This window comes from Mycobacterium paraense (assembly GCF_002101815.1).
Classification (GTDB): Bacteria; Actinomycetota; Actinomycetes; order Mycobacteriales; family Mycobacteriaceae; genus Mycobacterium; species Mycobacterium paraense.
Map to the genome: position 1 here is coordinate 72654 of NZ_LQPM01000024.1, position 19420 is coordinate 92073.

Annotated in this window: 16 protein-coding genes; 9 read left to right on the forward strand and 7 right to left on the reverse strand. The window is 70.0% G+C overall.

Annotated elements, in window-relative coordinates; all coding sequences use genetic code 11:
* Positions 1–4: 4 nt before the first annotated feature.
* The 5 genes from AWB89_RS18945 to nicT all read right to left on the reverse strand — a co-directional run bounded on the left by AWB89_RS18945 (position 5) and on the right by nicT (position 5661).
* Entirely contained in the window at positions 5–1804 is a 1800-nt protein-coding gene (locus tag AWB89_RS18945; protein ID WP_085102672.1) for a nickel-dependent hydrogenase large subunit, read from the reverse strand.
* Positions 1805–1854: 50 nt separating this feature from the next.
* On the reverse strand, positions 1855–2910 hold the full coding sequence (locus AWB89_RS18950) for an NADH-quinone oxidoreductase subunit B family protein (RefSeq protein ID WP_085102674.1): 1056 nt from the start codon (positions 2908–2910) through the stop codon (positions 1855–1857).
* A gap of 307 nt (positions 2911–3217) precedes the next feature.
* Positions 3218–3988, reverse strand: a complete 771-nt coding sequence (hypB, locus tag AWB89_RS18955) for a hydrogenase nickel incorporation protein HypB (protein ID WP_085175763.1) — start codon at positions 3986–3988, stop codon at positions 3218–3220.
* Between the two features lie 163 nt (positions 3989–4151).
* On the reverse strand, positions 4152–4487 hold the full coding sequence (locus AWB89_RS18960; RefSeq protein WP_085175765.1) for a hydrogenase maturation nickel metallochaperone HypA: 336 nt from the start codon (positions 4485–4487) through the stop codon (positions 4152–4154).
* Positions 4488–4530: 43 nt separating this feature from the next.
* The gene (gene nicT / locus AWB89_RS18965; RefSeq protein WP_085175974.1) at positions 4531–5661 is read right to left on the reverse strand and encodes a Nickel transporter NicT; all 1131 of its coding nucleotides are present in this window, start codon (positions 5659–5661) and stop codon (positions 4531–4533) included.
* A 115-nt stretch (positions 5662–5776) separates the two neighbouring features.
* Here nicT and AWB89_RS18970 point away from each other — a divergent pair, with 115 nt between their 5' ends.
* Positions 5777–6241: a Fur family transcriptional regulator gene (locus AWB89_RS18970; RefSeq protein ID WP_085102680.1), complete on the forward strand. Its 465-nt coding sequence runs from the start codon at positions 5777–5779 to the stop codon at positions 6239–6241.
* Between the two features lie 7 nt (positions 6242–6248).
* Here the strand turns inward: AWB89_RS18970 and mtr are convergent, their stop codons facing one another.
* Entirely contained in the window at positions 6249–7628 is a 1380-nt protein-coding gene (gene mtr, locus AWB89_RS18975) for a mycothione reductase (RefSeq protein ID WP_085175767.1), read from the reverse strand.
* Between the two features lie 9 nt (positions 7629–7637).
* Positions 7638–8663, reverse strand: a complete 1026-nt coding sequence (locus AWB89_RS18980; RefSeq protein ID WP_142282578.1) for an alpha/beta hydrolase — start codon at positions 8661–8663, stop codon at positions 7638–7640.
* Between the two features lie 81 nt (positions 8664–8744).
* Here AWB89_RS18980 and mqo point away from each other — a divergent pair, with 81 nt between their 5' ends.
* From mqo to AWB89_RS19020, 8 genes are all read left to right on the forward strand, one after another.
* Positions 8745–10232 carry a malate dehydrogenase (quinone) gene (gene mqo, locus AWB89_RS18985; protein ID WP_085175771.1) on the forward strand — a complete coding sequence of 496 codons (1488 nt, stop codon included), beginning with the start codon at positions 8745–8747 and terminating at the stop codon, positions 10230–10232.
* The gene (locus AWB89_RS18990; protein WP_068234867.1) at positions 10229–10699 is read left to right on the forward strand and encodes a GNAT family N-acetyltransferase; all 471 of its coding nucleotides are present in this window, start codon (positions 10229–10231) and stop codon (positions 10697–10699) included. The genes mqo and AWB89_RS18990 overlap by 4 nt, the downstream gene beginning before the upstream one ends.
* Positions 10696–12636 (forward strand): magnesium chelatase subunit D family protein, encoded by a 1941-nt coding sequence (locus tag AWB89_RS18995; protein ID WP_085175773.1) that lies wholly within the window; start codon positions 10696–10698, stop codon positions 12634–12636. Before AWB89_RS18990 ends, AWB89_RS18995 begins: the two co-directional genes overlap by 4 nt.
* A gap of 11 nt (positions 12637–12647) precedes the next feature.
* The gene (gene cobO / locus AWB89_RS19000; protein WP_085175775.1) at positions 12648–13262 is read left to right on the forward strand and encodes a cob(I)yrinic acid a,c-diamide adenosyltransferase; all 615 of its coding nucleotides are present in this window, start codon (positions 12648–12650) and stop codon (positions 13260–13262) included.
* The gene (locus AWB89_RS19005; RefSeq protein WP_162293326.1) at positions 13259–14650 is read left to right on the forward strand and encodes a cobyrinic acid a,c-diamide synthase CobB; all 1392 of its coding nucleotides are present in this window, start codon (positions 13259–13261) and stop codon (positions 14648–14650) included. The genes cobO and AWB89_RS19005 overlap by 4 nt, the downstream gene beginning before the upstream one ends.
* Before the next feature lie 64 nt (positions 14651–14714).
* Positions 14715–15932, forward strand: coding sequence for a uroporphyrinogen-III C-methyltransferase (gene cobA, locus AWB89_RS19010; protein WP_085175778.1), 1218 nt, complete (start codon positions 14715–14717; stop codon positions 15930–15932).
* 22 nt (positions 15933–15954) lie between these two features.
* Entirely contained in the window at positions 15955–17547 is a 1593-nt protein-coding gene (locus AWB89_RS19015; protein WP_085102699.1) for an MFS transporter, read from the forward strand.
* A gap of 118 nt (positions 17548–17665) precedes the next feature.
* Positions 17666–19417 (forward strand): proline--tRNA ligase, encoded by a 1752-nt coding sequence (locus AWB89_RS19020; protein WP_085175780.1) that lies wholly within the window; start codon positions 17666–17668, stop codon positions 19415–19417.
* Positions 19418–19420 lie beyond the last annotated feature (3 nt).

Genomic DNA, 19420 nt, shown 5'->3' on the forward strand with positions numbered 1-19420 from the left:
TCGATCACGCCCCGACGGGCGATTGGGTCGGCGTGTGCAGTCTCTCCAGCGTCTTGCCCTTACCCAGGTACATGTGCACGCCGCACGGCAGGCACGGGTCGAAGCTGCGGACCGTGCGCATCACGTCGATGCCCTTGAAGTTGTCCCGGCCGTTCTCCTCGAAGATCGGCTGGCCCTGCACCGCGTCCTCGTAGGGGCCCGGCGTGCCGTAGCTGTCGCGCGGGTTGGCGTTCCACGGCGTCGGCGGGTACGGGTGATAGTTGGCGATCTTGCCGTCCCGGATCACCAGGTGGTGGCTGAGCACGCCGCGCACCGCCTCGGTGAAGCCGCAACCAATGGCCTCGTCGGGCACCTCGAAGCGCTCCCACGTCTTGGTGCGCCCGGCGCGGATCTCCTCGAGCGCCTTCTCGGCGAAGTGCAACCCGCACGCCGCCGCGTAGGCCTGGAAGTAGGTGCGCGCACGGTCGCGTTCGATCGTGTTGCTGCCGTACTTGGGCACCTTCCACTCGAGTTCGACCGGCCCCTTCAGCGCGGTCTTGGGGAGGTTGATCTTGACGCTGTTGCCGGTCGCCTTGACGTAGCCGATGTCGACCAGCCCGGCCAGCGCCGTGGCCCACAGCCGCGCCAGCGGCCCGCCGCCGGTGTCTAGCGCCAGGTGATCCTGGCCGTCGAACCAGCGCGGCGACATCACCCAGCTGTACTTGCCGCCGTCCATGTCCCGCTTCTGCGGGTGCGGGTTGGTGTGCTGGTTCCACGGGTGCCGCCGGTCCACCGCGTTGCCCAGCGGATCGGTCTTGACGAACATCTCCTGATCGGTCCAGTCGTCGTAATACGAACTGCCCAAAAGGATTCGGATGCCGAGGTTGATGTCCACCAGCGAATGGGTGACCAGCTTGCCGTCGACCACCACGCCCGGGGTGACGAACATCGCGTTACCCCAGCGCTCCATGTCCTTGTAGGCGAAGTTGCACACCTCGGGGTCCTGGAAGGAGCCCCAGCAGCCGAGCAGGGTCCGGCGCAGCCCGACCTTCTCGTAGCCGGGCAGCGCCTCATAGAAGAAGTCGAACAGGTCGTCGTGCATGGGCACGACCTTCTTCATGAACTCGACGTAGCGCATCAGCCGCGTCATGTAGTCCGTCATCAGCTGGACGGTGGCGACGGTCCCGACGCCCCCGGGGTACAGCGTGGACGGGTGCACGTGGCGGCCCTCCATGAGGCAGAACATCTCTCGCGTCCAGCGGCTGACCGCCAGGGCCTCCCGGTAGAACTCGCCGCTGAACGGGTTGAGCGAGCGCATGATGTCGGCGATCGTCCGGTAGCCGTGCGCGCCCGCCTGCGGCGCCGGCGTCTTCTCCGCCAGCGCGAGCACGCTCGGGTTGGTCTCGGAGACCATCTTTTCGCAGAAGTCCACGCCGACCAGGTTCTCCTGGAAGATGTTGTGGTCGAACATGTATTCGGCGGCCTCGCCGAGGTTGACGATCCACTCACCGAGGTGCGGCGGCTTGACCCCGTACGCCATGTTCTGCGCGTAGCACGAGCAGGTGGCGTGGTTGTCGCCGCAGATGCCGCAGATGCGGCTGGTGATGAAGTGGGCGTCGCGAGGGTCCTTGCCCTTCATGAAGATCGAGTAGCCGCGGAAGATCGACGAGGTGCTGTGGCACTCGACGACCTCCTTGTTCTCGAAGTCGATCTTGGTGTAAATGCCGAGGCTGCCCACGATCCTGGTGATCGGGTCCCACGCCATGTCGACGAGCTGGCCGGGCTCGCGCTTCGCGGTGGTCGGCTCGGGGACGATAGTTGTCATCGCAGTGTCTCCGTCTGAAGTGAATGCAAGCGCGCCGACCTGGTAGGGGACTACCAGGTGCGGCGGGCTCCGGAAGTGAGTTTGTCGCCGTTGTGGCGCCAGCGCGGCTCCTTGTCCACCGTGCGCGCCGTGACGCCCCGCAGGTTGCGGATCACCGACCCGTAGAGGCCCGAGGCGGTGGTGGACACCTTGCCGCCCGGCGGCTCGTCCATGAACGGCATGAACTTGTCCGGGAAGCCCGGCATGGTGCATCCGATGCAGATGCCGCCGACGTTCGGGCAGCCACCGACACCGTTGATCCACCCGCGCTTGGGCACGTTGCATTTCACCACGGGTCCCCAACAACCAAGCTTGACAATGCATTTCGGCGACCCGTACTCGGTGGCGAAGTCGCCCTGCTCGTAGTAGCCGGCGCGGTCGCACCCTTCGTGCACGGTGTTGCCGAACAGCCACTGGGGGCGCAGCGCGTCGTCGAGCGGGATCATCGGCGCTTGACCGGTCGCCATGTAGAGCAGGTAGGTCAGCGTCTCCGAGAGGTTGTCCGGTTGGATCGGGCAGCCAGGCACGCAGACGATCGGGATGCCCGCCTTGCTCTTCCACTCCCAGCCGAGGTAGTCGGGAACGCCCATCGCCCCCGTCGGATTGCCGGCCATCGCGTGGATGCCGCCATAGGTGGCGCAGGTCCCGACGGCGACGACGGCCGTGGCCTTGGGCGTCAGCCTGTCGAGCCACTCACTGGTGGTCATGGGCTGGCCGGTCGCCGGGTCGTTGCCGAACCCGCACCAGTAGCCCTCGTCCTTGATCTTCTCGTTGGGGATGGATCCCTCGACGACGAGCACAAAGGGTTCGAGCTCGCCGCGATCGGCTCTGAAAAACCACTCGAGGAAGTCGTCCGCCCCCCCGTTGGGTCCACATTCGAAATCGATCAGGGGCCAGTGCACGGCAACCTTCGGCAAGCCCGGAAGCGCGCCGAGTGCTATTTCCTCGACGCTGGGCTGAGTGGCGGCAGTCAACGCCACCGAATCGCCGTCGCAACTTAGCCCCGCATTGATCCATAGAACATGGATCAATGTTTCTTCTGCTTTGACTGCCGCTTCAGTTGGCATGACGCAGCTTTCCGGAGCCGGGCTGGATGCTCCTGCGCTGCCGGAGTCGACCATCGGCCCACTTGCGCAACGCTGATTTTGGGTCTACTCCCGCCGCCCACCGTTGTCAACGGTCTCGGTTTGCCGGCAAATGCACATATGTCCCATAAGCCGGACGGCCCGGTCATTCCCCTTGCCCCGCAAGGGAATACGCACCGCCGCCGAGCCGTCGCCCAACCCGTGAGCCAGCCTAACGAGGGCGGCGCAAAACCGTTGTGGTGCGAATCATTCGCAAGACGTCGTCATGCGAACCGATCGCATCAGAGGATCACGCGTCGGGGTCGGCGGCGAATCGCCGCAGCCAGCCGAACCAGGCGCCCATGCCGGCCCCGGTGCGCGCGCTGACCGGCAAGATCTCCGCGGTGGCGTTGACCTCGCGCACGTGCGCGATGTACGAGTCGACGTCGACGTCGAGGTAGGGCACCAAATCAATCTTATTGAGCAGCACCACATCCACCGAGCGGAACATCACCGGGTACTTCAGCGGCTTGTCCTCGCCCTCCGTCACCGAGTAGACCATGGCCTTGGCGTGCTCACCGACGTCGAATTCCGCCGGACAGACCAGGTTGCCGACGTTTTCGATGATCACCAGGTCCAGGGCGGGCAGGTCGAGGCCCGGCAGCGCGCGATTGACCATCGGCGCGTCGAGGTGGCATTCGCCGCCAAACCCGCTGCTGGTGTTGAGCAGTGACACCTGGGCGCCGCGACCGCTGAGCTTGGCCGCATCCAGGTCCGTGGCGATGTCGCCCTCGATCACGCCGATCGCCATTTCGCCCGCGAGCTCGTCGAGCGTCGCCGCCACGATGGTGGTCTTGCCCGATCCCGGTGAACTCATCAGGTTCAGCGTGCGGATCCCGTTGCTCTCGAAGGCCGCCCGGTTGGCGTCGGCGAGGACATCGTTTTCGGCGAAGATCGCCTCCAGCACGTCGATGCGCTGTCTGCCCGTCCGATACGCGCTGTGGTCGCCGTGATCGTGGTCGGGGTGGTCGTGATCGTGGGTGTGCACCGTGCCGTCGTCGTGGCGATGAAATCTACCCATGACCGGATCCGTTCGTGTCGTGCTATGGCCCGAATCTTAGTGCTCGGCACAACCCGGGCCGCCGAGCGTGCATTGCGCGACGCGATTTCGGCGTGTTGCATCGCAATTTGCACGCTCGCCGAAAGCGGTAAAGGCGATACGCCCGTGGCGCTTTGGGCGGGCGCTACGAGACGTCCAACGACGTCACCAGGAACTCGTTGCCGCGCAGCACCTCGACGTCGGGGCTGTCGCACCGCGGGCACCAGATCGACCAGGTCGACGTGATCTCGGATTGGCGGCCGCACGCACGGCAGCGCACCTCGGCGGTGACGCACTCGAGCTCCAGCTCCGCGTCCGGCATGTCCTCGGAGTCGCGGACCAGCGTCCAGCAGAAGGACAGCGATTCGGGCACCACCTGGCGGAGGGCCCCGATCCGCACCCGCACGACATCGACGTGCCGCCCGTCGGCGTGGGTCTTGACCAGGCCGGCGATGGCCTCGCACAGCGACAGCTCGTGCATGGCACTGTTCTACACCTTGCCGGGGTCTACACCGATTTTCCCGTCAGCTCCGGGCCGAACTCCACTTTTCCTCGATGCGCCCGTAGCGCCAGACGAGCAGGGCGACCGCCCAGGTCGCGACGAAGATGCCGACGACGACGAAGCCGACGGTGTTGAGGTCGATGCCGCCCAGCCAGCGCCAGAACGGGCCGCGCCAGCCCAGTTGGTCGGCGAACAGGCCGAGGAGTTCGACGGTCCCGATCAGCAGGGCGACCGCCACCGACAGGCCCGTGATGGTGATGTTGTAGTAGATCTTGCGCACCGGGCTGGCGAAGGCCCAGCCGTAGGCGAAGTTCATGAACGATCCGTCGATGGTGTCCAGCAGGCACATGCCGGCGGTGAAGAGCACCGGCAGGCACAGGATGGCGTACCACGGCAGACCGGCCGCGGCGCTGGTGCCCGCCAGCACCAGCAGCGCGATCTCGGTGGCGGTGTCGAACCCCAGCCCGAACAACAGCCCGACCGGATACAGGTGCCACGACTTGGTGATCGAGCGGGTGAACCGGCCGAGGAATCGGTTGATCAGCCCGCGGTTCTGCAAGTGCCGTTCGAGTTCGGTCTCGTCGTACTCGCCGCGGCGCAGCCGCAGGAACACCCGCAGGATGCCGACCAGGACGATGACGTTGAGGATGGCGATGAGGTACAGGAACACCCCGGAGACGCTGGTGCCGATGAGCCCGGTGTAGTGGTGCAGCGCCGAGGAGTCGTCCTCGACCGGCCCTACGGTGGCCTTTATGACGGCCCTCGTCCCCGTGGCCAGCAGCAGCGCCAGCGCGAAGACGACCGTCGAGTGGCCCAGCGAGAAGAAGAACCCGACGGCCAGCGGGCGCTGCCCGTCGCTCATCAGCTTGCGGGTGGTGTTGTCGATGGCGGCGATGTGGTCGGCGTCGAAGGCGTGCCGCATGCCCAGGGTGTAGGCCGTCAGCCCGACGCCGACGCCAAACGCCTTGCCGCCGAGGCTGAACCGCTCGGGATCCACGATCAGCACCAGGGTGATCCAGCCGACCAGGTGCAGGGCGACGATCACCGCCACCATCGATCCCAGCCGCCACCACTCCGCCGGCGCCAGCGCGCCCCGCAGCCTGGAGGGCCGGTTCAGTCGCGATGGCCGCCAGTCCAACTCAGTACTGGCCACCGGCACGACATTAGGGGCCGCCGCGCGGCAAATGCAAGTTGGTTGCAGGAACGGCCCGGGCGCCCGGGTGGGCCGAAAACTGGCGGTCTCCGGTGTCGGGCGCGACACTGAACGGGTGAGTCCCAAGGCCCCGGCGCTGGACCCGGCCGTCACCGAACGGATCGGTGCCGTGCTGCGGGCCCACGGGCTGCGGCGGATGGCGTCGCGGATCCAGGTGCTGGCGGTCCTCGAGCCGGTCAACGGGCACCTGACGGTGGCGGAGATCCACCAGCGGGTGCGCGCCAGCCTGCCGCCGGGCGCCCAGCCGCCCGACGTCGCGACCATCTACCGCACCGTGACCACCCTGGTCGACCAGGGGGTGCTGCACGCGCTGACCCTCGACGGCGGCATCGCCACCTACGGGCTGGCCACCGCGCCGCACCACCACGCGGTGTGCACCCGATGCGGCTCCATCATCGAGGTGCCCGCGCGCCAGCTGAGCTCGGCGCTCGAGCACGCGATGGCGGGCAGTTCGTTCGCGCTGTCGGAGGCGGCCGGCCTGACGCTGCGCGGCCTGTGCCCCCAGTGCCAGCGCGGCTGACAGCGGCCTAGCGCAGGCCCAGCAGGGCGTTCTCGACCACCTCGGGCAGTGCCGGATGAATCCAGTACTGGCCGCGCGCCATCTCCTGGGCGGTCAGCCCGAAGCTCATCGCCTGGATCAGCGGCTGGATGATCGACGACGCCTGGTGGCCCATGATGTGGGCGCCCAGGAGGCACCCGCTGTTGCGCTCGGCGATGAGTTTGACGATGCCGGTGGTGTCCTCCATCGCCCAGCCGTAGGCGACGTCGGCGTAGTCCTGGACCTTGACCGCGATGTCGAATCCGCGTGCGATGGCCTGGTTTTCGGTGAGGCCGACGGTCGCCAGCTGGGGGTCGGTGAACACCGCCGACGGCACGAACCGGTGGTCGGTCTTGGCCATCGACTCGGTGTCGTCCCAGTCGCACAGCAGGTTGTGCTGAACGACGCGGGCCTCGTGGTTGGCGACGTGCTTGAGCTGGTAGGGCGAGGAGACGTCGCCGAGCGCGAAAACGCCGCGCGCCGAGGTCCTTTGGTATTCGTCGACCACCACCTGGCCGTTCTCGACGTCGATGCCGGCCTGATCGGCGTCCAGCAGGTCGCCGTTGGGCAGCCGGCCGGTCGCCACCAGCAGCAGGTCGGCGTTCAGGGTGGAGCCGTCGTCGAGCTCGAGGGCGACGCCGGAGCCGCGGTTGGCGGCGCGGGCGACCATCCGGTGGGTGCGCAGTTCCCATTTGCGCGAGGCGATGCGGGTGAACCGCTTGCAGATGGTGTCGTCGAAGTGCCGCAGCAGCGTGGAGCCGCGGATGACCAGCGTGACCCGCACGCCGAGAGCGGAGAAGACGTGCGCGAATTCCGTTGCCACGAAGCCGCTTCCGATGATCACCAGGTGCTCGGGCAGCTCGGGGATGCGCATGATGGTGTCGCTGGTGTGGTAATGCACGTCGGAGGCGAGGATGGTCGAGGGGATCACCGGGCGCGAGCCCGCCGCGATCACCACCTGATCGGCGGTGAATTCTTCGCCCGCGTCGGTGCGCAACAGGTATCGGCCGTCGGGTTGAACCGGCCTGAACCGGGTGTGCCGTTCGTACAGGTCGACATTGGGCAGCGAGCGTCGGTACTCCTCGCCGCTCATCGAGATGGGGTCGATGCGCCCGAAGACACGCGAGACGATGTCGTCCCAGCGCACCCCGTCGATGTGCGCGTCGATGCCGTAGCGGGCAGCCCCCCGGACGCCCGCGGCGACGTCGGCGGCGTAGACGAACATCTTCGTCGGGATGCAGCCGACGTTGAGGCAGGTGCCGCCGAACGTGCCGTGCTCGCAGATGGCCACGCGTTTGCCCGCGTAGCGATCGTCGAGAATGGTGTTGCCCGAACCGGTTCCGATGATGGCGAGGTCGTAGGTTTCCATGCTCGGGCCTCACCCCTTCCCCGGGGAGGCCGGCGCTTGGCGGTTTTCGCTGCCCAGGTAGTCGTCCAGCCACACGTCCAGTTCCCGGTAGGCCAGCCGGCGCGGCTCGGGCAACGACAAGAACACGTCGTGCTTGGCGTCGGGCACCGGGACGACGGTGCTGCGGTTCCCGATGCAGCCGGCCCACCTGGCGATCTGGGCGACGTCGAGGACCGCGTCGCCGCGGTGCATGGCCTCGGCATCGTCGGATTCGGCCACGCTGTGGTCGGACCGCAGGATCAGGTTCGGCACGCCGACGTCGAGCCCGCGATGCAGCCGGGCGTGGCCGCGGCGGATGGCGTGCAGCCACCCGAACGTGATGGGGAACCCGCCGACCGGCTTCCACTGCAGGTCGTAGTCGAACTCCCCGCGGTAGTCGCGGTGCAGCGTGGTGCCGTAGCCGCCCTCGGTGGGGGTCCGGACCACCCCCTTGGACCGCACCCGCGACAGGCCGGCGATCAGCGCCGAGGTCAGCGAAAGGCGCAGCAGCGCCGGGCCGTGCAGGTCCAGAAACGGGCTGTTGAGCACCAGGCCGCGGATGCCGGCGTGCGCCGCCGGGTCCCGACGGCGCAGCCGGTCCAGCCACAGCGCCACGATCAGCCCCCCGGAGGAGTGGCCGTAGACCAGGATCTTGGCGGGCCGGCCGGCGGGGGCCTGCTCGCGGATGGCCGACAGGGCGCATTCGAGTTCGGCGTCGTAGTGGGCGAGGTCGGTGATGAAGTGCGGGGTCTGGCCGTCGCGCCGCGACCTGCCGCACTTTTGCAAGTCCAGCGCATAGAAGGCGAAGCCGCGATCCGCGAAGTGATCGGCCAGCGCGGTGTTGAAGAAGTAGTCGGTGTAGCCGTGCACCGCCAGCACCGCGTGCTGGTCGGCCCCGGTCGGTTCGCCGCGCCGGATCAGCGTTGCCACGATGTCGCCCTCGCCGGCGGGGTCCGGGCCGAGCGGGATGGTGTGCTGCCAATAGCCGGGCAGCACGTCGGGCACCCAGCCAGTCACGAGGCCAGCTTAAAGGTTTTGCTGGCGGCGGGTGGGCCGCACGTCGTCAGTGCGTCGAACCCGTCGGGATAACCTGGGACGGTGTCAGGGCAGGCCACAACCGCGCGGACCGACGTCGTGCTGGTGGGCGCCGGCATCATGAGCGCGACGCTGGGGGCGTTGCTGCGGCGGCTGGAGCCGGACTGGTCGATCACCCTCGTCGAGCGGTTGGACGCCGTCGCCGCCGAAAGCAGCAGCCCGTGGAACAACGCCGGCACCGGGCACTCCGCGCTGTGCGAGCTGAACTACACCCCCCAGAACCCCGACGGCTCCATCGACATCACCAAAGCGGTCCGCATCAACGAGCAGTTCCAGGTGACCCGCCAATTCTGGGCGTACGCGGTCGAGAACGGCATCCTGACCGATCGCGGCTTCGTCAACCCGATCCCGCACGCCAGCTTCGTGCGCGGCGCGCCGGGTGTCGACTACCTGCGGCGGCGCCGGCGCGCGCTGGCCGACAACCCGCTGTTCGCGCGCACCGAGCTGATCGACGACGCGGGTGAGTTCGCGCGCCGGCTGCCGTTGATGGCCGCCAGGCGCGACTTCTCCGAGCCGATCGCGCTCAACTGGGCCGCCGACGGCACCGACGTCGACTTCGGTGCGCTGGCGCGCCAACTCATCGCCTTTTGCGTGCAGGGCGGCGCGACCGCGCTGTTCGGCCACGAGGTCCGCGACCTGACGCGCCAATCCGACGGTGGCTGGGCGGTGAGCATCCGCAACCGCCGCACCCGCGAAAAGCGGCGCCTGAACGCCAGATTCGTCTTCGTCGGCGCCGGCGGGGATTCGCTGCCGCTGCTGCAGCGGTCGGGCATCGCCGAGGTCAAGGGCTTCGCGGGCTTCCCGATCGGCGGCCGGTTCCTGCGCGCCGGCAACCCGGCGCTCACCGCCGCGCACCGCGCCAAGGTGTACGGCGCGCCGGCGCCGGGGGCCCCGCCGCTCGGCGCGCTGCACCTCGACCTTCGGTTCGTCAACGGCAAGTCTTGGCTGGTGTTCGGGCCGTACGCCGGCTGGTCGCCAAAGTTCCTGAAACACGGCCACTTCACCGACCTGCCCCGCTCGATCAAGCCGGACAACCTGCTGTCGATGCTCGGTGTCGGGGTCACCCAGATGACACTGGTCAACTACCTGATCGGCCAGCTGCGGCTCTCCGAACCCGACCGCGTTCGGATCCTGCGCGAATTCGTGCCCAGCGCAAGCGATTCCGACTGGGAGCTGACGGTGGCCGGCCAACGGGTCCAGGTGATCCGCCGCGACAGGCGCAAAGGCGGGGCGCTCGACTTCAACACCACCCTGCTCAGCGCCGCCGACGGCAGCATCGCCGGGTTGCTGGGCGGCTCCCCGGGCGCATCGACCGCCGTGCCGGCCATGCTCGACGTGCTGCAGCGGTGCTTCGCCGACCGCTACGACTCGTGGCTGCCCGCGCTCAAAGAGATGGTGCCGTCGCTGGGGGTGGAGCTGTCCCGCGAGCCCGCGCTGTTCGACGAGGTGTGGTCCTGGGGCACCAAGGCGCTGCAGCTGGAGGCGTCATGAGCGAATCGCTGCGCCGGGCCTGGTCCAAGGACCTCGACGTGCCAACCCTGTACGAGCTGCTCAAGCTGCGGGTGGAGGTGTTCGTCGTCGAGCAGGCCTGCCCGTACCCGGAGCTGGACGGCCGCGACCTGCTCGCCGAAACCCGGCACTTCTGGCTCGAGACGCCCGACGGCGAGGTGATCTGCACGCTGCGGTTGATGGAGGAGCACGCCGGCGGCGAGAAGGCCTTCCGGATCGGCCGGCTGTGCACCAAGCGCAGCGCGCGCGGCCAGGGCCACACCACCCGGCTGCTGCGCGCCGCGCTGGCCGAGGTGGGGGACTACCCGTGCCGCATCGACGCGCAGACCTATCTGGCCGACATGTACGCCCAGCACGGATTCGTCCGCGACGGCGACGATTTCGTCGACGACGGTGTGCCGCATGTGCCGATGCTGCGGCCGGGTTCGGGATTGGCGCAGCAGCCGTGAAGCCGTATCCGTTCAGCGCGATCGTCGGGCACGACCAGCTGCGGCTGGCCCTGTTGCTGTGCGCGGTGCGTCCCGAGATCGGCGGGGCGCTGATCCGCGGCGAGAAGGGCACCGCCAAGTCGACGGCCGTGCGCGGGCTCGCGGCGCTGCTGTCCGCCGCGACCGGTGAGGGCGCGCTGGTCGAAATGCCCTTGGGCGCAACCGAAGACCGGGTGATCGGCTCGCTGGACCTGCAGCGGGTGCTGCGCGACGGCGAGCACGCGTTTTCCCCCGGGCTGTTGGCGCGCGCGCACGGCGGGGTCCTCTACGTCGACGAGGTCAACCTGCTGCACGACCACCTGGTCGACGTGCTGCTCGACGCGGCGGCGATGGGCCGCGTCCACATCGAGCGCGACGGCATCTCGCACTCGCACGAGTCGCGGTTCGTGCTGATCGGCACGATGAATCCCGAAGAGGGCGAGCTGCGTCCGCAACTGCTCGACCGGTTCGGCCTGACCGTCGACGTGCACGCGTCGCGCGACGTCGACGTGCGAATGCAGGTCGTCCGGCAGCGCATGGCCTACGAGGCCGACCCCGACGGGTTCGCGGAGCGCTACGCCGACGCCGACGCGGAACTGGCCCGCCGGATCGGCGCCGCCCGCGCCCTGGTCGACGACGTGTCGTTGCCCGACAACGAATTGCGGCGCATCGCGGCGCTGTGCGCGGCGTTCGACGTGGACGGCATGAGGGCCGACCTGGTGGTGGCGCGCACCGCCGTCGCGCACGCCGCGTGGCGCGGCGCCACCACCGTCGAGGAGGCCGACATCCGGGTCGCGGCCGAACTGGCCCTGCCGCACCGGCGCCGCCGCGACCCGTTCGACGACCCCGGCATCGACCGCGACCAGCTGGACGAGGCCCTGGCGCGGGCCGGCGCCGACGACCCCGACCCCGAGCCCGACCCGCCGGGCGGCGGGCAGTCCGCGGATGCGCCTGCGCCGCAACCGAATTCGAAGCCGACCGCGGCGCCCTCGACGCACTCGGATGGCGACGACCCGCTGCGCCCGGCTTCGCCGCGCCTGCGATCGTCGACGAACCCGGATGGCGACGACCCGCTGCGCGCGGCTTCGCCGCGCTTGCGATCGTCGACGAAGCCCAGCGCGCCGCCGTCGGCCACCTTTCGCACCCGGGCGCTGACCGTTCCCGGGGTCGGCGAGGGCGCGCCGGGCCGGCGGTCGCGGGCCCGCAACGCCTCCGGCAGCGTGGTGGCGGCCGCCGACGCGGGTGAGACCAGCGTCGGCGCGCACGGACTGCACCTGTTCGCGACCCTGCTGTCGGCCGCCGAGCGCGCCGGCGCCGGGCCGTTGCGGCCGACGCCGGAGGACGTGCGCCGGGCCATCCGCGAAGGGCGCGAAGGCAATCTGGTGATCTTCGTCGTCGACGCGTCGGGTTCGATGGCGGCCCGGGACCGCATGGCCGCGGTGAACGGCGCCACCCTGTCGCTGCTGCGCGACGCCTATCAGCGCCGCGACAAGGTCGCGGTCATCACCTTCCGCGGCCACGGCGCGCGGCTGCTGCTCCCGCCGACGTCGTCGGCGCACATCGCCGGGCGGCGGCTGGCCCGGTTCGACACCGGCGGCAGGACCCCGCTGGCCGAGGGCTTGCTGGCCGCGCGCGAGCTGATCGTCCGGGAACGGGCGCGCGACCGCGCGCGGCGGCCCCTCGTCGTGGTGCTCACCGACGGCCGGGCCACCGCGGGACCGGACCCGTTGGGGCGCACCCGGATCGCTGCCGCGCGCCTGCTCGCCGAGGGGGCCGCCGCGGTGGTCGTCGACTGCGAGACGTCGTACGTGCGGCTGGGGTTGGCGCACCGGCTCGCCGGCCAGCTCGGCGCGCCGGCGGTGCGGCTGGAGCAGTTGCGCGCCGACCACCTGACGCAGGCCGTCCGAAGCGTCGCGTGAGGTAAGCAGCCGTGCCACAAGGACAACCGCTCGAAGTGCCCGATGACGGGCTGACCACCCGAGCGCGGCGCAACACCCCCGTGCTGGCCGTGCACACCGGGGCGGGCAAGGGCAAGTCGACGGCCGCGTTCGGAATGGCGTTGCGGGCGTGGAACGCCGGCCTGCGGGTGGCCGTGTTTCAGTTCGTCAAGAGCGCGAAGTGGAAGGTGGGCGAGGAGGCGGCCTTCGCCCGGCTCGGCGAGCTGCACGACCGGGACGGGGTCGGCGGGGAAGTCGAGTGGCACAAGATGGGCGCGGGCTGGTCGTGGAGCCGCAAGGAGGGCAGCGATCTCGACCACGCCGCGGCCGCGGCCGACGGCTGGTCCGAGATCGCGCGCCGGCTGGCCGCGCAGCGCCACGACTTCTACGTGCTCGACGAATTCACCTACCCGATGAAGTGGGGCTGGGTCGACGTCGACGACGTGGTGGACGTCCTGCTGGCCCGGCCCGGCCACCAGCACGTGGTGATCACCGGTCGCGACGCCCCGCCGCGCTTGGTCGATGCCGCCGATCTGGTCACCGAGATGACCAAGGTCAAGCACCCGATGGACGCCGGGCGCAAGGGGCAGAAGGGCATCGAGTGGTGAGCGTCCCCGCGGTGGTCATCGCCGCCCCCGCGTCGGGCAGCGGAAAGACCACCGTCGCAACGGGTTTGATCGGGGCGCTGCGCGGCGCGGGGCACACCGTGGCGCCGTTCAAGGTCGGCCCCGACTTCATCGACCCCGGCTACCACGGCCTGGCCGCCGGGCGGCCCGGCCGCAACCTCGACCCGGTGCTGGTGGGGGAGGGGCTCATCGGCCCGCTGTACGCCCACGGCGCCGCCGGCGCCGACATCGCGGTGGTCGAGGGGGTGATGGGGCTGTTCGACGGGCGGATCGGCGCGACCGCCCCCGCGGCGGGCTCGACCGCGCACGTCGCCGGCCTGCTGGGTGCCCCGGTGCTCCTGGTGGTCGACGCGCGCGGCCAGAGCCACAGCATCGCCGCACTGCTGCACGGCTTTTCGACCTTCGACGCCGCGACCCGGGTGTGCGGTGCGATCCTCAACCGGGTGGGGTCGGCCCGGCACGAGCGGGTGCTGCGGCAGGCCTGCGAGCAGGCCGGGGTCCCGGTCCTGGGCGCCATTCCCCGCGCCGCCGAATTAGAGCTGCCGACAAGGTATCTGGGGCTCGTCACGGCCGTGGAGTACGGGCGGCGCGCCCGGGACGCGGTCGAGGCGATGACCGCCCTGGTCGCGCGCCACGTCGACCTGGCCGCCGTGGTGGCGATCGCCCGGTGCGGGCCGGCCGACCGGCCGTGGGACGCCGCCGCGGCGGTAGGCGAGGCGGTCGGCGAGGCGTCGGGCGCGGGCGCCACCGTCGCCATGGCCAGCGGCAAGGCGTTCAGCTTCGGCTACGCCGAACATGCCGAGCTGCTCCGGGCCGCCGGCGCCGACGTGGCCGAGTTCGACCCGCTCGTCGACGCGCTGCCCGACGGCACCGACGCCGTGCTGCTGCCCGGCGGCTTCCCCGAACAGTTCACGGCGGAGCTTTCCGCCAATCGCGTTGTGCGGAGCCAGATCAGCGAGCTGGCCGCCGCCGGCGCGCCCGTGCACGCCGAATGCGCCGGGCTGATCTACCTGGCGTCCGACCTCGACGGCCACCCGATGTGCGGGGTGCTGGCCGCATCGGCGCGATTCACGCCGCACCTCACGCTGGCCTATCGCGACGCCGTCGCCGTGGCCGATTCGCCGCTGTATTCGACCGGGCAGCGGGTGGTCGGGCACGAATTCCACCGCACCGCAGTCACTTTCGCCGAGAGCTACCAGCCGGCGTGGGTGTACCGGGGCGGCGACGCGGCTCCGGTCCGGGACGGCGCCGTGCACGCCGGCGTGCACGCGTCGTACCTGCACACCCACCCGGCCGCGGCGCCGGGGGCGGTGGCGCGCTTCGTCGCCCACGCCGCGCTGGCCCGCGGGCGCTCGAAGACCAACCACTAGAACGATGGTGTCGACCCGTTGCGCCCGGCTCCGCCGCGCTGGCGGTCGCCACTAGGCTTGCCCGGTGACCGAGAACGCCTACCTGGCCGGACTGCGGCTGGCCGGCAAGAAGGTCGTGGTGGTCGGCGGCGGGACCGTCGCACAGCGCCGATTGCCGCTGCTGATCGCCAGCGGCGCCGACGTGCACGTCATCTCCCGGTCCGCCACCCCGGCCGTCGAGGCGATGGAGGGAATCGTCTTGTCGGTGCGCGAATACCGCGACGGCGACCTCGACGGGGCCTGGTATGCCATCGCGGCCACCGACGACCCGCACGTGAACGCCGCCGTCGTCGCCGAGGCCGAACGCCGCCGCATCTTCTGCGTGCGGGCCGACATCGCCGTCGAGGGCACCGCGGTGACCCCGGCGACCTTCAGCTATGCCGGCCTGTCGGTCGGGGTGCTGGCCGGGGGCGAGCACCGGCGGTCCGCGGCGATCCGCTCGGCCATCCGCGAGGCGCTGCAGCAAGGCGTCATCACGGCCGAGAGCGCCGACGTGGTGCGCGGCGGGGTGGCGCTGGTCGGCGGCGGCCCCGGCGACCCGGAGCTCATCACGGTGCGCGGCCGCCGCCTGCTCGCCCAGGCGGACGTCGTCGTCGCCGACCGGCTCGCGCCGCCCGAGCTGCTCGCCGAGCTGCCGCCGCACGTGGAGGTCATCGACGCGGCCAAGATTCCATACGGGCGGGCGATGGCCCAGGACGCGATCAACGACGTCATGATCGAGCGGGCCCGCTCGGGCAGCTTCGTCGTGCGCCTCAAGGGCGGGGACCCGTTCGTCTTCGCGCGCGGGTATGAGGAGGTGTTGGCGTGCGCCGATGCGGGCATCCCGGTGACTGTGGTGCCCGGTGTGACAAGTGCCATAGGGGTGCCCGCTCTGGCGGGCGTCCCGGTCACGCATCGGGCGATAAATCACGAATTCGTGGTGGTCAGCGGGCATGTGGCGCCGGGCCACCCCGAATCGTTAGTAAATTGGGATGCACTGGCCGCGATGAGGGGGACCATCGTTTTGCTGATGGCGGTCGAACGCATCGAGCTTTTCGTCGACGTCCTGTTGAAGGGGGGCCGACCTGCGGATACGCCGGTGCTGGTGGTCCAGCACGGCACAACGGCAGCTCAGCACACGTTGCGGGCCACCCTCGCCGACACGCCGGAGAAGGTCCGCGCGGAGGGGATCCGACCTCCCGCAATCATCGTGATCGGGGCCGTAGTCGGCCTGAGTGGCGTTCGGCATTTAAAAGGATCTTAAGATTACTGTAAGGTAACCCATTATGACGGCTCTCAACGACTCAGAGCGCGCGGTGCACAACTTGGCATCCGTACGCCCCGATCGTCCGGCCCCGGCGCGCGCAACGACGCCGGCGGAGACCGCCTCCTCACGGATTAGCAGGTATTACCCCGCGTGGCTGCCGTCCTGGCGCTTCATCGCGGCCGTGATCGCCATCGGCGGCATGCAGCTGCTGGCGACCATGGACAGCACCGTCGCGATCGTCGCGCTTCCTAAGATCCAGAACGAGCTGAGCCTGTCCGACGCCGGCCGGAGCTGGGTCATCACCGCCTACGTGCTGACCTTCGGCGGGCTGATGCTGCTCGGCGGGCGCCTCGGCGACACCATCGGGCGCAAGCGCACCTTCATCGTCGGCGTCGCGCTGTTCACCATCTCCTCCGTGTTGTGCGCGGTCGCCTGGGACGAGGCGACCATGGTCATCGCCCGGCTGCTGCAGGGCATCGGGTCGGCCATCGCGTCGCCCACCGGCCTGGCGCTGGTGGCGACCACCTTCCCGAAGGGGCCCGCGCGCAACGCCGCGACGGCCGTGTTCGCCGCGATGACCGCCGTCGGCTCGGTGATGGGCCTGGTGGTCGGCGGGGCGCTGACCGAGGTGTCCTGGCGGCTGGCGTTTTTGGTCAACGTGCCGATCGGGCTGGTGATGATCTACCTGGCCCGCACCGCCCTGCGGGAAACCAACCGGGAGCGGATGAAGCTCGACGCCACCGGCGCGCTGCTGGCCACGCTGGCGTGCACTGCCGCGGTGTTCGCCTTTTCGATGGGTCCGGAAAGGGGCTGGGTCTCGATCACCACCATCGGCTCGGGCGCGGTGGCTCTGGCGGCCGCCCTGGCCTTCGTCGTGGTGGAGCGCAGCGCCGAGAACCCGGTCGTCCCGTTCGGCCTGTTCCGCGACCGCAACCGGCTGGTGACGTTCACCGCGATCTTCTTGGCCGGCGGGCTCATGTTCAGCCTGACCGTGTGCATCGGCCTGTACGTGCAGGACATCCTCGGCTACAGCGCGCTGCGCGCCGGCGTCGGGTTCATCCCGTTCGTCATCGCGATGGGGATCGGCCTCGGGGTGTCGTCGCAGCTGGTGTCGCGGTTCTCGCCGCGGGTGCTGACGATCGGCGGCGGACTGCTGCTGTTCTGGGCGATGATCTCCGGCTGGGCGTTCATGCACCGGGGCGTGCCCTACTTCCCGAACCTGGTGGTGCCCGTCATCGTCGGCGGCATCGGGATCGGCATTTGCGTGGTCCCGCTGACCCTCTCGGCGATCGCCGGCGTCGGTTTCGACCAGATCGGCCCGGTGTCGGCCATCGCGCTGATGCTGCAGAGCCTGGGCGGGCCGCTGGTGCTCGCCGTCATCCAGGCCGTGATCACCTCCCGCACGCTGTACCTGGGCGGCACCACCGGCCCGGTCAAGTTCATGACCGACGCCCAATTGGGTGCGCTGGACCACGGCTACACTTACGGCCTGTTGTGGGTGGCCGGCGTGGCCGTCATCGTCGGCGCCGCGGCGCTGCTGATCGGCTACACCCCGGAGCAGGTCGCCCACGCGCAAGAGGTCAAGGACGCGATCGACGCCGGCGAGCTGTAGCTCCGCCATTCGTCGCGAGAGTGCAACTGCCGGCGCCCGTACTCGGGAAATGTGTCGCTAGTTGCACTTTCGGTTGCGCTGACTTGCCCGCATCGTCGTCAGGCTAGGCTTGCCCGCTGTGATCACCCGGATGTCCGAGCTGTTCCTGCGCACCCTGCGCGACGACCCCGCCGACGCCGAAGTGCCCAGCCACAAACTCCTCATCCGGGCCGGGTACGTCCGGCCGGTCGCGCCCGGGCTGTACAGCTGGCTGCCCCTGGGCCTGCGGGTGCTGCGCAAGATCGAGCGGATCGTGCGCGACGAGATGAACGCGATTGGCGGGCAAGAGATCCTGTTCCCGGCCCTGCTGCCGCGGGCCCCGTACGAAACCACCAACCGGTGGACCGAGTACGGCGACGGGGTGTTTCGGCTGCAGGACCGCCGCGGCAACGACTACCTGCTGGGCCCCACCCACGAGGAGCTCTTCGCGCTGACCGTGAAGGGCGAATACAGCTCCTACAAGGACTTTCCGCTGCTGCTGTTCCAGATCCAGAACAAGTACCGCGACGAGGCGCGGCCGCGGGCCGGCATCCTGCGCGTGCGGGAGTTCCTGATGAAGGACTCCTACTCGTTCGACATCGACGACGCCGGGCTCAAGGCCGCCTATCACGCGCACCGGGAGGCCTATCAGCGCATCTTCGACCGGCTGCGGGTGCGCTACGTCATCGTGTCCGCGGTGTCGGGCGCGATGGGCGGCAGCGCGTCGGAGGAGTTCCTGGCCGAAAGCGAGGTGGGCGAGGACACCTTCGTGCGCTGCCTGGAGTCCGGGTACGCGGCCAACGTCGAGGCGGTCGTCACCGCCCCCCCGGAGGCGCTCCCGATCGACGGGCAGCCCGAGGCGGTGGTGCACGACACCGGCGACACCCCCACCATCGCGACCCTGGTGGACTGGGCGAACACGGCCGGCCTGGGCCGCACCGTCACCGCGGCCGACACACTGAAGAACGTCCTGCTCAAGGTGCGCCAGCCCGGCGGGGAGTGGGAGCTGTTGGCCATCGGGGTGCCCGGCGACCGCGAGGTCGACGACAAGAGGCTGGGCGCGGCGCTGGAGCCGGCCGAATATGCGCTGCTCGACGACGCCGACTTCGCCAGGCATCCGTTCCTGGTGAAGGGCTATATCGGCCCGAAAGCGTTGCGCGACAACGGTGTTCGCTATCTCGTCGACCCGCGGGTGGTCGACGGCACCAGCTGGATCACCGGGGCCGACGAGCCCGGCCGGCACGTCGTCGGGCTGGTGGCCGGCCGGGATTTCACCGCCGACGGCACCATCGAGGCCGCCGAGGTGCGCGACGGCGACCCCTCCCCGGACGGCGCCGGCCCGCTGGTGTCGGCCCGCGGCATCGAGATCGGCCACATCTTCCAGCTCGGCCGCAAGTACACGGACGCCTTCACCGTCGACGTCCTCGGCGAGGACGGCAAGCCGGTGCGGCTGACCATGGGCTCCTACGGCCTCGGGGTGTCACGGATGGTGGCCGTCATCGCCGAGCAGCACCACGACGAGCTCGGCCTGCGCTGGCCCCCGGCCGTCGCGCCGTTCGACGTGCACCTGGTGATCGCCAACAAGGACGCCGAGGCCCGCACCGGGGCGACCGCGCTGGCCGCCGACCTGGACCGGCTGGGCGTCGAGGTGCTGCTCGACGACCGCCAGGCGTCGCCCGGGGTGAAGTTCAAGGACGCCGAGCTGCTGGGCGTGCCGTGGATCGTCGTCGTGGGGCGCGGCTGGGCCGACGGCGTGGTCGAACTGCGCGACCGGTTCGACGGGCAGACCCGCGAGCTGACGGTGGGTGAGTCGCTGGCCACCGACATCGCCGCGGCGATCGGCGGCCGGTAGCGG